10 protein-coding genes are annotated in these 13,144 nt (G+C 64.3%); 1 reads left to right on the top strand and 9 read right to left on the bottom strand.

Annotated elements, in window-relative coordinates; all coding sequences use genetic code 11:
* Window positions 1-17: 17 nt before the first annotated feature.
* The 8 genes from A5747_RS22440 to A5747_RS22405 all read right to left on the bottom strand — a co-directional run bounded on the left by A5747_RS22440 (window position 18) and on the right by A5747_RS22405 (window position 9,578).
* Window positions 18-245 (bottom strand): MbtH family protein, encoded by a 228-nt coding sequence (locus tag A5747_RS22440; protein ID WP_076062814.1) that lies wholly within the window; start codon window positions 243-245, stop codon window positions 18-20.
* Between the two features lie 163 nt (window positions 246-408).
* Window positions 409-1,677, bottom strand: a complete 1,269-nt coding sequence (locus A5747_RS22435) for a glycosyltransferase (protein ID WP_076128424.1) — start codon at window positions 1,675-1,677, stop codon at window positions 409-411.
* A complete protein-coding gene (locus tag A5747_RS22430) occupies window positions 1,674-2,678 on the bottom strand; it encodes an NAD(P)-dependent oxidoreductase (protein ID WP_076128422.1) in 1,005 nt (334 codons plus the stop codon). The genes A5747_RS22435 and A5747_RS22430 overlap by 4 nt, the downstream gene beginning before the upstream one ends.
* Window positions 2,678-4,060, bottom strand: coding sequence for a nucleotide sugar dehydrogenase (locus A5747_RS22425; protein ID WP_083700593.1), 1,383 nt, complete (start codon window positions 4,058-4,060; stop codon window positions 2,678-2,680). The genes A5747_RS22430 and A5747_RS22425 overlap by 1 nt, the downstream gene beginning before the upstream one ends.
* A 125-nt stretch (window positions 4,061-4,185) precedes the next feature.
* A complete protein-coding gene (locus tag A5747_RS22420; RefSeq protein WP_076128420.1) occupies window positions 4,186-5,460 on the bottom strand; it encodes a glycosyltransferase in 1,275 nt (424 codons plus the stop codon).
* Between the two features lie 121 nt (window positions 5,461-5,581).
* Window positions 5,582-6,997: a UDP-glucose/GDP-mannose dehydrogenase family protein gene (locus tag A5747_RS22415; RefSeq protein ID WP_233148117.1), complete on the bottom strand. Its 1,416-nt coding sequence runs from the start codon at window positions 6,995-6,997 to the stop codon at window positions 5,582-5,584.
* Complete coding sequence (locus tag A5747_RS22410) at window positions 6,981-7,946, bottom strand: UDP-glucuronic acid decarboxylase family protein (RefSeq protein WP_076128416.1); 966 nt, start codon at window positions 7,944-7,946, stop codon at window positions 6,981-6,983. Before A5747_RS22410 ends, A5747_RS22415 begins: the two co-directional genes overlap by 17 nt.
* Window positions 7,947-8,309: 363 nt before the next feature.
* On the bottom strand, window positions 8,310-9,578 hold the full coding sequence (locus A5747_RS22405; RefSeq protein ID WP_076128414.1) for a glycosyltransferase: 1,269 nt from the start codon (window positions 9,576-9,578) through the stop codon (window positions 8,310-8,312).
* Between the two features lie 559 nt (window positions 9,579-10,137).
* Between A5747_RS22405 and A5747_RS22395 the strand changes: the two genes are divergently transcribed.
* Window positions 10,138-11,778 (top strand): GMC oxidoreductase, encoded by a 1,641-nt coding sequence (locus A5747_RS22395; RefSeq protein WP_076128410.1) that lies wholly within the window; start codon window positions 10,138-10,140, stop codon window positions 11,776-11,778.
* A 5-nt stretch (window positions 11,779-11,783) separates the two neighbouring features.
* Here A5747_RS22395 and A5747_RS22390 read toward each other — a convergent pair whose 3' ends face one another.
* On the bottom strand, window positions 11,784-13,097 hold the full coding sequence (locus tag A5747_RS22390; RefSeq protein WP_076128453.1) for a wax ester/triacylglycerol synthase domain-containing protein: 1,314 nt from the start codon (window positions 13,095-13,097) through the stop codon (window positions 11,784-11,786).
* Between the last annotated feature and the right edge of the window lie 47 nt (window positions 13,098-13,144).

Genomic DNA, 13,144 nt, shown 5'->3' with positions numbered 1-13,144 from the left:
TCCCCCAAGCCCCACGTTTACTTGTTGGCCTGAACCGCTGCCAGCCTCTCGCGCAGACTCCTCGGCCGGATGTCGGTCCAGTTCTGCTCGATGTAGTCCAGACATGCAGCGCGCTCGGCCTCGCCGTAAACCACCCGCCAGCCAGCAGGAACATCGGCGAACGCCGGCCACAGACTGTGCTGCTCCTCGTCGTTGACCAACACGAGAAAGCTGCCACCGTCGTCGTCGAACGGATTGACGCTCACCGCTACTCCAAACCCTCCAGTCGAAATGAGGAAACCCCTCACAAACGGTAGTGGAGGCCTACATGGCCTGTACGCGCTTTCGGAAAAGTCCCTGAGGTGATCTGGTGTCACTTGCGACACAGCTCAGGGGCCATCGCGCGGCCCGAGTTTTCGCCTCCGTCGATCAGCCGACACGCCGCGCGCGGGCGAAATCTTCGAGCAGATCGGCGGTGGCGATCACGCTCTCGGCGGGCTTGCTCATTTGCGTCGCGATCTCGCGGGCCCGCGCGGCGTAGGCGGGCTCGAGGATGGTTCGCAGGTCCGCGACCAGCGACTCCCGCGTCGTGCCCGAAAAGCGCCTGGCGGTGCCCACTTTCAACCGCTTGACCCGCACCCCCCAAAGCGTCTGATCGAGGTCCGTCGAGAGGATCAGCGTGGGGACCCCGGCGCGCAGCCCGATGGCCGTGGTACCCGCGCCGCCATGGTGCACGAGCGCGCGGCAAGCCGGGAAGATCGCGGCGACGTTGACGGCGCCCACCACCTTGACATGCTCAAATCGCGGGACGTCGGTGAAATCACTCCAGCCGGCAACTACCAGCGCCCGCTCGCCCAATTCCGCGCAGGCCGCGGCGATCATGGCGACCGTGTCGGCCGGAGAATCGACCGGCATGCTGCCGAACCCGAAGAAGATCGGCGGCGTCCCGGCGGCAATCCAGGAAGCGACCTCCTCGTCGGCATCGGTCGGCACCTCCATCGTCACCGCGCCGACGAAGGGCCGCAGCCCATCCCATTCCGCCCATTCGGCCGCCAGCCCCGGAAAGCACACTTCGTCGTACGCCTGGATTTCCAGCGAGCCGCGTTCGGCAATCCGCCGCGCCGACGGCGCCGTGGCCGCGGGCAGCCCCAGTTCACGCCGCTGCGCATCGTCGAGCTTCTTCTCCGCGCGCCAGCCGACCCAGTCGTAGACCCGCATCGCCAAGCGCCCCAATGGCGCCGGCAGGAAGGACAGCAGCTGACCGTTGGGCCGCACCGGGAAGTAGTGCAGCGTTGCCAACGGAATGCCGTGATGCTCCGCGACATTGGCGGCGAGCTCCTCGTAGACCAGGCCGGTGAAGAGCAGGTCGGCACCCTCGGCCAGCGACGTCAGCGTCGCGTTCATCTCCCCCAGGGCCTGGGTCCTTGGCTCCCACACGTCCCGCCACAACCGGCGCAGCTCCCCGATCCGCCAGAAGTTGCCGAAGAAATGCGTCCAGAACTTGCGGTGCGCCTCCAGCCAGGCCTGCCTGTCCAGGCCGTAGGCGACCGCCGGAAGCCCAATCGACTCGATGAAGCCAACCAGGTCGGGCGGAACCGCCAGGCGCACCTCGTGCCCCCGGCGCAGCAACTCACGGCCGATGGCGGCGCTGGGTTCGATGTCGCCGCGACTTCCCCAGCTCGCCAGCACAAACCTCATCGCGGCCGATCCCCTGCGGGTTCTTCGAGATACCACGGGTTGGCCCGCGCCCATTCGATGGTGCGACGGATCCCCTCCTCGACGTCGACCTGGAGCCGCCAGCCGAGCTCCCGCTGTGCCTTGGTCGAGTCCGGAATGCGGCGGGGGATGTCCTCATAGCGATCCCCGTAGCGCGCCGCGGTATCAACAGCTTCCGCCGCGGACACCGAGTCGACGTTCGCGATCTTGATCGCCAGACCGACAACGTCGCGCATGGTCGTCTCGGTCATGCTGCCGATGTTGAAGGCCTCACCGATTGCCGCGTCGCTGTCGGCCGCCAGCAAGGTGCCGGCGATGGCGTCGTCGACGTAGGTGAAGCAACGTGTCTGGTCGCCCGAGTCGTACAGCAAAGGGGGGCGGCCGTTGAGGATCCGGTGAATGCTCTGAGAAATCACGAAGATTGGGTTCTGCCGTGGGCCGTAGACGTTGAAGTAGCGAACTACGGTCGCGGGCAATCCGTGGGCCGTGTGCATCGCGAAAACGAGATGTTCGGCCATGGCCTTGCTGGTGCTGTAGCTCCACCGCGCCGTTTTTGTCGAACCGAGGACGCGATCGTCGTCCTCGGCGAAGGGCGGGTTCGGGTTCTTCCCGAACACCTCGGATGTGCTGGCGAACAGCACGTGCGTCCCGTGCCGATGGCTCAGCTCGAGGACGTTGCGGGTGCCGGTCACGTTGACGTCGAGAACCCGCAGCGGATCCTTGACGTAGTTCTTGACGCCGACGACCGCGGCCAGGTGAAAGACCGTGTCGACGCCGGGCGTCAGGGCGGTTTCCAGCGCATCGATATCGGTGACGTCGCCCTGGACGAAGCGGAAGTTGGGGTGCCGGTCGAAGTCGATGCTGCTGTCGCGGGTGTTCTTCGCGAAATCGAATACCGTGACCGAATCCCCGCGCTCCAGCAGGGCGGAGACCAGGTGCGATCCGATGAAGCCGTAGCCGCCCGTCACGACGACGTTGGGCATTATCGGCCGATCCCCTTGTAGATCAGCCCGGCAGCGCGCACCGCCGCGGGGTCGAAGCTGTTCCGGCCATCGAGGAACACACAGCTGGGCGCCGCCAGCTCCGCGAGCCGCGCCAGCGGGATCTGGTGGAACTGTCGGTGGCCCGCCAGGACGACCAAGGCGTCGGCATTCTCGACCGAAGATTCGATGTCGGCGGTCAGGGGGATCTTCGTGACCGTGCGGGCCTCCTCTTCCGGCACCCACGGATCATGGACCGAAAGCTGGCAGCCGGACTCCTCGAGCAGGGCGACGACGTATTTGGTGGGCGTGAGCCGGCAGTCGCCAGTGTTGTTCTTGAAGGCGATGCCCAGCACGGCAATCTTGCTGGTCTCGATCGCCTTGCCCTGGTCGGCGAGCAGTTGCGTGAGCAGCCCGTAGGTGTAGCCGGGCATCGTGTCGTTGACGGTCCTCGACGTCCGCGGTATCGCCAGCTCCAGCCCGAGGGATTGGCCCAGATGGCTGACGAACCAGGGGTCCTTCGTCAAGCAGTAGCCACCGACGCCCATGCTCGGCATCAGGATGTTGACGTTGTGGTTGACCTTCGGCATGGAGTTGGCCGCGTCGATGACCTGCAGTACGTCCATGCCGAGCCGGTCGCATACCTTGGCCAGCTCGTTCGCGAGCGCGACGTTGAGGTCGATCCAAACGTTGTCGGCGAGCTTGACCATCTCGGCGGTTCGCGGGTCGTCGACGACGATGGAGTCCATTCCCAGGGTGTGCCGCCACAGCGTTGAGCAGGCGCGCGCGCTGCGCTCATCGACGGCACCGACGACGATCGGGATCGACGTCAGCTCGCGGATGGCCTGGCCCTCGGCGAGCCGTTCGGGACAAAACGCCAACCCGAAGTCGACGCCGGCGCGCAGGCCCGAGGCTTCTTCGAGGATCGGCTGGAACAGCTTTTCGGTGGTGTCGGGCGGAACCGTGCTCTTGAGGATGACGACGTGGCCGGGACGCAGGTGCTCCGCCACGGCCCGCGCCGCTGCCTTGATGTCGTCCACGATGGGCTCGAAGTCCGGACCAAGCGGCGTCCCGACGGTCACGATGATGAAGTCGTTGTCCGCGAGCGCGCCGAAATCGGTCGTGGCGCGAAGCCGGCCGACTCGTACGTTGTTGGAGACGAGCTCGTTGAGCCCCGGCTCGGGCACCGTGGTCTTGCCGAGGTTGATCTCGTCGACGACGCTCTGCCGCACGTCGATCCCGGTCACGGGCCAGCCGCGGTCGGCCAGCACGGCGCCGATCACCGTGCCGATGTAGCCGAAGCCCACGATGGCGATCCCGGATCGCATGCCGCGCACCAGGAGGTCGACCTCGGCGTCGCTGCGTCCAAACACGCCTTCAGGCATCGCTGATTCGTCGCCTTCCTGTATGCACTCCCCAAAATGAAAGCCGGGGCTTCACGTCCCCGGCTCACCCGTCCGGCAGTCTAATCCACGACCCACGCTACAAACCTGGAATCGAAAAGCTTCGATCAGCCAACGCCCTTGCGGCGAGCGAAATTCTCCACAAGATCCGCGGTGGCCGCGGCGCTTTGTGCGGGGCTGGTCATCCTCGTGGCGATCTCTCGGGCCCGCGCGGCATATTGCGGGGCGAGGATGGTGCGCAGGTCGGCGACGAGCGACTCCCGGGATGTGCCCGAAAAGCGCCGCGCCGTACCCACTTTCAGTCGTTTGAGCTGGTCTCCATAGATCGCGTGAACGAGGTCCCAATACAGGATCAGCTGCGGGACTCCGGCGCGCAGGCCAATCGGCGTGGTGCTCGAGCCGCCGTGGTGGACGAGCGCACGACAGGCGGGAAAAATGGCCGCGAAATTCATCGCACCCACGAGCTTGACGTGGTCGAAATGGGGGACGTCGCTGAAGTCGCTCCAGCCGGCACCAACCAGCGCGCGCTCGCCCAGCTGCGCGCACGCGTCGGCGATCATGGCCAGCGTGTCGGCCGGGGACTCCACCGGCATGCTGCCGAACCCGAAGTAAATCGGCGGAGTTCCCGCGGCGATCCACGATGCGACCTCCTCGTCGGCATCGGTCGCCAGCTCCATCGTCAGCGTGCCGACGAAGGGCCGCAGGCCGTCCCATTTCGCCCATTCGGCGGCCAGCCCCGGAAAGCACACTTCGTCGTAGGCCTGGATTTCCAGCGATCCGCGTTCAGCGATCCGTCGCGTCGCGGGGCCTTTGGCCTTCGGTAGGCCGAGTTCACGACGCTGCGCGTCCTCGGCCTTCTTCCAAATGCGCCATCCGAACCACTCGTACACGGTCATCGCAAGGCGGACCAGCGGTGGCGGCAAGCGTGTGGGAAAGGCGATCTGACCATTGGTCCGCAGCGGGAAGTAATGCAGTGTGGCCAGCGGAATGCCATGGTACTCCGCGACATTGGCGGCGACTTCCTCGTAAACCAGTCCGGTGAAGAGCAGGTCGGCGCCGTCGGCCAGCGCCGTCAGCGTCTTGCTCATCTCCCCCATGCATTCGCTGCGGTGCCCCCAAACCTCGCGCCACAACCGACGCAGCTCGCCGATCCTCCAAAAATTGCGGTAGAACTGCGTCCATAAGTTGCGGTGCGCGTCCAGCATCGCCTGCGTCTCCGGCCCATAGGCGACCGCCGAAAGTCCGGCCGATTCCGCGAAGCCGACTAGTTCGGGCGGGACCGCCATGCGCACCTCGTGGCCCCTGCGGAGCAACTCGCGGCCGGCGGCGACGGAGGGCTCGACGTCCCCGCGAGTTCCGTAGCAGGCCAGCACAAATTTCATCGCGGTCCTGGGCTTTCAGTTGTCATGCGCATAGGTGACACCAAAGTATCGGCCCGTCATCACCTTTGGTTGCTTTGACCGGCCTTGCGTGTTTGGTGTCGGCTGATCGTCGCCGCTGGTTCTACTGCAGCGGCGTTCGTATACCGATGCCGCTGTGAAGTAATCCTGACTCAATGAGCAAATTCGCGTCGAGAAGGTTTCTCGTATCGATAACGTTTCGTCCAGCCATCAGGTCGGCCACCCGCGCCCAATCGAGCGCCCGGAATGTCGACCACTCGGTGAGCAGTACCACAACATCCGCGTCTTTCACGGCCTGGTAGGCATCCGGGACGACCGTGATGCCATCGGTGACGCCAGGAACGTCCCCCGGCACAGCTGGGTCGTATGCCGCCAATTCACATCCCTCAGAAGCAAGCTGATCAGCCACGTCGAGTGCTGGCGAGTCGCGGAGGTCGTTTGTGCCGGCCTTGAAAGTCAGGCCAAGCAGCCCGATTCGCTTGCCATTCAACGCCCCTCCCGCAGCCGCCCGGACACGATCGACGACTCGTGATTTTTGTTCTGCATTACTGCGAACGATGGCTTGCAGAAGCGGCAATTCCAGCCCTATCTGCTTAGACATGTATAGAGCCGCGGCGGTGTCTTTGGGCAGGCACGAACCACCCCAGCCGGGCCCCGGCCGGAGATACGAATCGCCGATCCGAGGGTCGTATCCCATGCCTTCGGTGACCGCGGCGATATCCGCGCCCAGCCGTTCGCATAATTCGGCGACCTCATTGACGAATGACAATTTTGCGGCAAGGAATCCGTTGGCCGCGTACTTGACCAATTCTGCACTTGCCGTATCCGTAAATAGTGTGGGGGCGGCGAGCGAGTCGTAGAGTGCGGCGACCCGCTGAGCTGTATCCGCTCGGTCCGAACCGATCACAATGCGGTCCGGTTTGAGGAAATCATCGACGGCAAAGCCTTCGCGCAGGAATTCCGGGTTGGAGACAACGCCGATATCGGACTGTCTGAGCAGCGCAGCCACTCGTGCCGCCGTGCCGACCGGGACTGTCGACTTAATAACGAGAACGCTGCCGTTCGGAAGCGTGTCGCGAACTTCGAGCGCAACGTTGTCAAAGCAAGTCATGTTGGCCTGGCCGTCTACCCCCATTGGGGTGGGCAAACACAAAAATATGACTTCAGCATCCGCGACAGCGCCGGCACGTACGAAGCGCAGGCGCCCTGATGTGAGGCCTTGCCGGACGATTTCCGGGAGACGTGGCTCAACGATGTCCACATGACCGCGGCTCAGCCGCTCAACCTTGGCTTCGTCCACATCAGCGCATATGACCCGATGTCCGAGCATCGCAAGGCAAGCCGCCGTCGTGAGTCCGACATAACCGGCCCCCACCACGGCAATGCGCCCAGCCATATCAGTCCCCTCGGCAATGCATTCTCGATGGATCAATATACGTTCGCGTGTCGTAGTTCGGTCGGTGACAATGTCCGTTTGATCGCCGCCATAATGCGAGCCGCGTTCATCGATCCGCCTCACCAGGCTGTGCGCCGCCCTTGATAAGGTCACGGAACCAGCTGATTGTTAGTTTCAGTCCGTGGTCGAGATCTGTGACCGGCTTCCAACCGAGGACCTCACGCGCCCGCGAAATGTCTGGACAACGCATCGTCGGGTCGTCGGGCGGCCGTGCTATGAACTCGATGTCTGACCTCGACCCGACCGCTGCTCGTATGCGTTTCGCCAGTTCCAGCACGGTAATTTCCTCAGGGTTTCCGAGGTTGACCGGGCCCGGAGTATCGGACTTGATAAGGCATACCAGGCCGTCCACCAGATCGTCGACGTAGCAGACAGATCTCGTTTGGCTCCCGTCGCCGGTGACGGTCAAACTTTCGCCGCGCAACGCCTGCCAAATAAAGGTGGGTATCGCACGGCCATCACTTGGCCGCATTCGCGGGCCGTAACAATTGAAGATTCGAGCAATCCCCGTATTCGCTCCAAGCCGAGCGCGGTAACTGGTCGTCAGGGCTTCGGCAAATCGCTTGCCCTCGTCGTACATACTGCGTGGCCCAATGGGGTTGACATTGCCCCAATAGCCTTCCGGCTGCGGGTGGACTTGCGGATCGCCGTATACCTCGGACGTGGATGCCAAGACGAAGCGAGCACGCTTTTCGTGCGCCACTTCTAGGCAATTGAGGGTGCCGGCCGAGCCGGCCTTGAGCGTTTCGATCGGTAGACGTGCATAATCGTGCGGAGATGCGGGACTGGCCAGGTGCAACACGACGTCTAGCGGGCCGGCCACCGTGAACGGATCAGTGACGTCGGCCTTTATGTAGCTGAAAGAACCTAGCCGCGACAGGTGATCGATATTGCGCGGGCTACCGGTGCTGTAGTTGTCCAGGCAGACAACGTCATGGCCGTCGAGCAGCAAGCGCTCGCACAGCGCAGAGCCAATGAAGCCAGCGCCGCCCGCCACAAGTGCGCGACCCATGACTAAGAGAACTCTCCTCGCGATGCCGCCGGGTCGACGCATTGTACGAATACGGCCAATTTCATCGCAGATCGTGACCTTTCACTTGCCGTTCCGTTCTGCGAAACGAGTACGGGAGCCTCCCCATCATCCGGCTCAGCCGCCCAGGAGCATAACTCACTACCCGCGCTGGCGACCTGAAAATCCAGTACTTTGACCAAGCGTCCCGACAGCCAGACCGCCGACGAGAGTCCCTAAGGCGATAGCCAAGCCACGGCCGTTGGGGGCTCCTTACGAGAGGCGCACCGATGTGGGTTTGACTGCCGGATAGCCAGCGGTCGGATTTGCCGGGCGCTGATCACCGCGACGGGCCGCCTTCACCGGTCAGCCGGTGTGGCCGGCGCGGGCGAAACTCTCTAGGGCATCGGCGGCTGCCGCAACGCTGTCCGCGGATTTGGTCATCCGGGAGGCGATCTCGCGGGCCCGAGAGACGTACTGCGGGGCCAGGATCGTGCGCAGGTCCGCGACCAGCGATTCCCGGGTTGTGCTCGAAAAGCGCCGAGCGGTACCCACTTTTAGCCGTTTGACCCGAGCTCCCCAGTACGGCTGATCGCCCAACATCCACAGGATCAACGTCGGAACCCCGGCCCGCAAGCCTGCGGCGGTGGTGCCCGCGCCGCCGTGGTGCACGACCGCGCGGCAGGCGGGAAACGCGGCCGCGTGGTTAACCGCGCCTACCACCTTGACATGCTCAAAATGGGACACATGACTGAAGCCACCCCCGCCGGCACAAACCAACGCCCGCTCACCTAACTCCGTGCACGCCGCCCCGATCATTGCGAGCGCGTCGGCAGCGGCTTCCACCGGCATACTGCCAAACCCGAAGTAAATCGGCGGTGTTCCCGCAGCAATCCACGACGCGATCTCGTCATCGGCATCGGTTGGCAACTCCATCGTCAACGCACCAACAACAGGCCGTCGGCCTTCGAATTTGGCGCGTTCCTCTACGCGCCCGGGACAGCACGCCTCATCGTAGGCCTGGATTTCCAGTGATTTCCGTTGGGTGATGCGGCGCGGCGGGGGGCATGTCGCCTTCGGCAGGCCAAGTTCACGCCGCTGCGCGTCCTCGACATTCCTGGCCACGCGCCAAGCCACCCACTCGAAGGCCGCCGCTGCGGAGCGCACCAGCGGCGACGGCAGGATGGGTACAAGTTGCTCGTAGGCCCGCGCCGGCGCGTAATGATATGTTGCAAACGGAATGCCGTGATACTCCGCAACATTGGCAGCCAGCTCCTCGAAAACCGGTCCGGTGAACAGCAGGTCAGCCCCATCCGCCAGCGACACCAGGCTCGTGCTCATCTCCCCGCAGCGCTCGGTGATCAGCTGCCAGTATTCCCGCCACAGCATGGTCAGATCCCGGATCTTCCAGAACTTGCGGAATAAGCACGCCGACAAGTTGTGCTGCGCTTGCAGAACGGGCTGCATATCCGGTCCGTAAGCGACCGCCGTAAGCCCAGCCGATTCGCAGAAGCCAACTAAGTCAGGTGTGACGGCGATGGACACGTCATGCCCCCGACGCAGCAGCTCACGGCCGACGGCGGCGCCGGGCTCGACATCGCCGCGGGTTCCATAGCATGCCAGCACAAATTTCATCGCGAGAATCCAAGCCTTTCAGTTGTTGTCTGCTTAGGCGCTCTCAGGAGCATCGGTCATTATCGCTCGTTTTTCTGCAGGCGGCCGGGCGTTCGCCAATTGGCTTCAGTTGGTTGGTCGTTCGCGGTTGGTTCGGACAGCAGCCGCTGCGCAATACCTGCGAAATCAGCGATCCGCGTGACCGCGACTACGCGTTCCTCATGCTGAACGCACCGTTGGACCCGGTGCCACGACAACTCTTTTACGACCTCGATGGGTCGGCCGGACGGGTCGGCCTGCTTGGCAAAGGCGTCCCGAGATGAATACAAGACCGCTGCCTGCCGATGTCGGAGCGTTGAGCTTCGCCTACGCCACGTCCTGCGACCGGCGCCCCTTCTTGTAGGCGCGGTTGCACCGGTCCCGCCAGCAACACTAGCAACGGATCCAAGGCGGTATCGGACACCGAAGTTCCGCCGGGGTCGACGCAGGGAACGACGACCTTCGTGTGGCAGCCGATGGTACGTTCATGTTCGCCCAACAGGGGTACAGCTTTGGGCCATCATCTGCTGAGGGGTTCGTTTTGGCTGACGGCGAGGTGGACGCGCGCGAGGCGGAACGCGTTACGTGGGACGTGATTGTCGTGGGCACCGGCATGGGCGGCGGGATGCTGGGCTACTCGCTGGCCCGGTCAGGCCGCAGGGTGCTGTTCGTCGAGAAGGGGCGCTCGACATTGCCCGGGGCCCCGGGGACGATTCGCTCTGCGATACCGGAAATCGCCGAGCCAGTCGCCGCCCGCGCGGCAGCGACCTACCACGACGCCTTGTCCCGGGCCGGGCGCTCCACCGACGAGATCGAAGACATCAGCGGGCGGCACGCGCGACGTTACTTGGCCGGGGTCGGCAGCGGGACCGGCGGCTCGTCGGCCATCTACAGCATGGTATGCGAACGGTTCTTTGCTCGCGATTTCATTCCCCGGCAGGACTTTCGCAACCCCGGCGACTCCACGGTGCCGGAGGCGTGGCCGATCACCTACGACGAGCTGCGGCCCTGGTACGCCACGGCCGAGCAGCTGTTGGGGGTGCGCGGCCAGCATGATCCCCTGCGGCCCGAGGCGGCGGACGCCGATCTCCCTGCGCCACCGCCGTTTTCGGCAAACAACCAGCCGCTGGTCGACTACTTGCTGGGACGCGGATTGCATCCATATCACCTTCCGATGGCCTGTGATTACACCCAGGGTTGCGCGACCTGTCAGGGCTATCTTTGCGACCACTCGTGCAAAAACGACGCCGCCCGCAATTGCTTGCTGCCCGCGGTTGCCGAATACGGCGCCGAACTGCTTGCCGAATGTCGTGTCGTGCGCGTGGATGCGGACAGCTCGCATGTCCGCCAGGTGATCTGCGAACATCACTCCGGCAGGTTGACCCTGAAGGCAAAGGTGGTGGTGCTGGCCGCCGGTGCGCTGGTCACCCCGGTGCTCTTGTTCAATTCCCGGTCGGGTGATTGGCCGCGCGGATTGGCCAACGGCTCAGACTTTGTGGGGCGCAACCTGATGCGGCATCTCGTCGACCACATCGAGGTCTGGCCACAACCCGACTGCAAGGCCTCAGACCAAGACAAGCAGATCGGGCTGAACGATTTCTATTTCTGGGAGGGCCAGAAATACGGGACCGTGCAGTCAGGTGGCGCGATGCCGCCCATGGAGGCGCTGACCAACCACCCCGGCTGGCAGCACAAGGCAATGCGCTTCATCAGCCCGGCGGCGCGCCCAATCTACGAGCGGTTCTTGAGCGGCGGACTGCTGCTGGACGCCGTGATGGAAGATCTGCCGTATCTGGACAATCGCATCCTGCCGTCCGATCAGCCGGGCTCGGACGGCCGCCAGCGGCTGCGACTTCAATATCGCTTGCACCCCAACGAGATCGAGCGCCGCGCCATGTTCATGCGGCAGTTGAAACAGGTGTTTGAGCCGTTTCGCAAAATTACCCTGCGGACCGCCAAGGACAATGTGGTGCTGGCCCACGTCTGCGGCACGTGCCGCTTCGGTGCCGATCCCAAAACCAGTGTGCTGGACCCGCAAAACCGGGCGCACGAACTGGACAACCTCTACGTGGTGGACGCCTCGTTCTTCCCGTCCAGCGCCGGCATCAATCCCAGCTTGACCGTCGCGGCCAACGCCCTGCGGGTGGCCGCGCACGTGACCGACGTACATTTCGCCGCCTGACGGGATCAGAGAAGCGTGCCCGTGAGCGAGAACTCGTCTAGGGCATCCGAAAGCTCTTGTCGCAAACTGTCATTCGAGTTGGGGCGGCCCGGCTGGTAAGCAGTGACCGAGACGAAGACATGTCTCGGTGTAGCTCCTGAGACCAACCACAGCAGCCCGCCAAACGTGTGCACCATCGCCTTGGTCATGCCCGGGTAGAGAACTTTCATGGCGAAGTAGTCGGCATCCGTACCAGCCGGCCGGCCGGCGTCGGGATTGACCACCCCGAGGTTGGATGAGAGAACGCCGTTGGGCACGCCGCCCAATCGCTTGATTAGTCGCGGGGGAATCAGGGGAACAAGAGTCAACAATGACCGGTGCTCAGCGGTTCCCTCCTCCTGGCGAGTCAGCGCATCCTTGATCGCGGCTCGGATTCCGCCGAGGTCCTTGGTCGCGGGTGCGGGGTTGACCGGGACCGGGACAGCGAAATTCGCGTTGGCGCGAGTGTCGTTGGTGGTGCGTTCGTTGACTGGCATCCCCAAGACGAGGGAGCCACCCTCGGTGACGCGTCCCAATCGCTGGGCGAGTCGTGCGGCCAACCCCACAAGCAATGTGTTGCTGGTCCCCCCGAGTGACTGCGCGCGGGCCTTCCACGCGTCGCCATCGACGAAAACCGTTGCCGTTGAAAAGGTGATGGGTTCATCGGCGCCCGCGGGCAGCGCAGGCGCCGGGGTGGCGCTTGCGGCGCTATCTCTGCGGTTTCGGCGGGCCATCCGTACCGCGGTCGCGATGCCGCGGCCGATAGCGGGAATGTCGCGCAGGGTTTGGCGGGCGTCCTCGCATACGGCCTGCCACCGCCGGCGCGATGCGGCGGCGGGCCAGCTGATCGTGTCGTCGCGGCCACGTGCGGCGTCCGCCGCCGCCTCGCACATGCCCACGCCGTCGGCGAGGCAATGGGAAACGACCAGGCTGATCCCGGCGCCGCCGTCGGTGAACGGGACGACGGCAAGGTGCCATCCCGGTCCATGCTCGCAATCCAACGGGGTGTTGGCCTGCTCGCTGAGCCACGCGTCGAATTCTTCACGCGGCCGGGCCGACGCGACGATCTCGATGTCGGAGGAGCAGACTGCCGATATCCAACGGTGGCGGCCGAATGGCAAGGGCGACCGTTCTATGCAACGAGATAACCGCCCCCGCTGCAGATGTTCATGAAACTGCCTCAGATCGTCGATTTTGACCGGCCCGTCGTACAGCCACATGCATTGCAGCCGGGTGCCAACCCCCGTCGCGCGCCCAAGGTCAAAGGCGGCTTGGTCGATCAGATCGAGAACTCTGTCCATTTGCGTACCGTACTTCTTGTCGTCGCCGGTCGGTCGGCCTTCGTCGA

It is taken from the genome of Mycobacterium sp. IS-836, from assembly GCF_001954275.1.
Taxonomy (GTDB): domain Bacteria; phylum Actinomycetota; class Actinomycetes; order Mycobacteriales; family Mycobacteriaceae; genus Mycobacterium.
This window is presented reverse-complemented; position numbering and strand designations above follow the sequence as displayed.

Coding starts and splice junctions, on each gene's coding strand:
- A5747_RS22390 (WP_076128453.1), bottom strand. CDS start 13,097: ATGGACAGAGTTCTCGATCTGATCGACCAAGCCGCCTTTGACCTTGGG.
- A5747_RS22435 (WP_076128424.1), bottom strand. CDS start 1,677: ATGAGGTTTGTGCTGGCGAGCTGGGGAAGTCGCGGCGACATCGAACCC.
- A5747_RS22430 (WP_076128422.1), bottom strand. CDS start 2,678: ATGCCCAACGTCGTCGTGACGGGCGGCTACGGCTTCATCGGATCGCAC.
- A5747_RS22405 (WP_076128414.1), bottom strand. CDS start 9,578: ATGAAATTTGTGCTGGCATGCTATGGAACCCGCGGCGATGTCGAGCCC.
- A5747_RS22420 (WP_076128420.1), bottom strand. CDS start 5,460: ATGAAATTTGTGCTGGCCTGCTACGGAACTCGCGGGGACGTCGAGCCC.
- A5747_RS22410 (WP_076128416.1), bottom strand. CDS start 7,946: ATGGGTCGCGCACTTGTGGCGGGCGGCGCTGGCTTCATTGGCTCTGCG.
- A5747_RS22425 (WP_083700593.1), bottom strand. CDS start 4,060: ATGCCTGAAGGCGTGTTTGGACGCAGCGACGCCGAGGTCGACCTCCTG.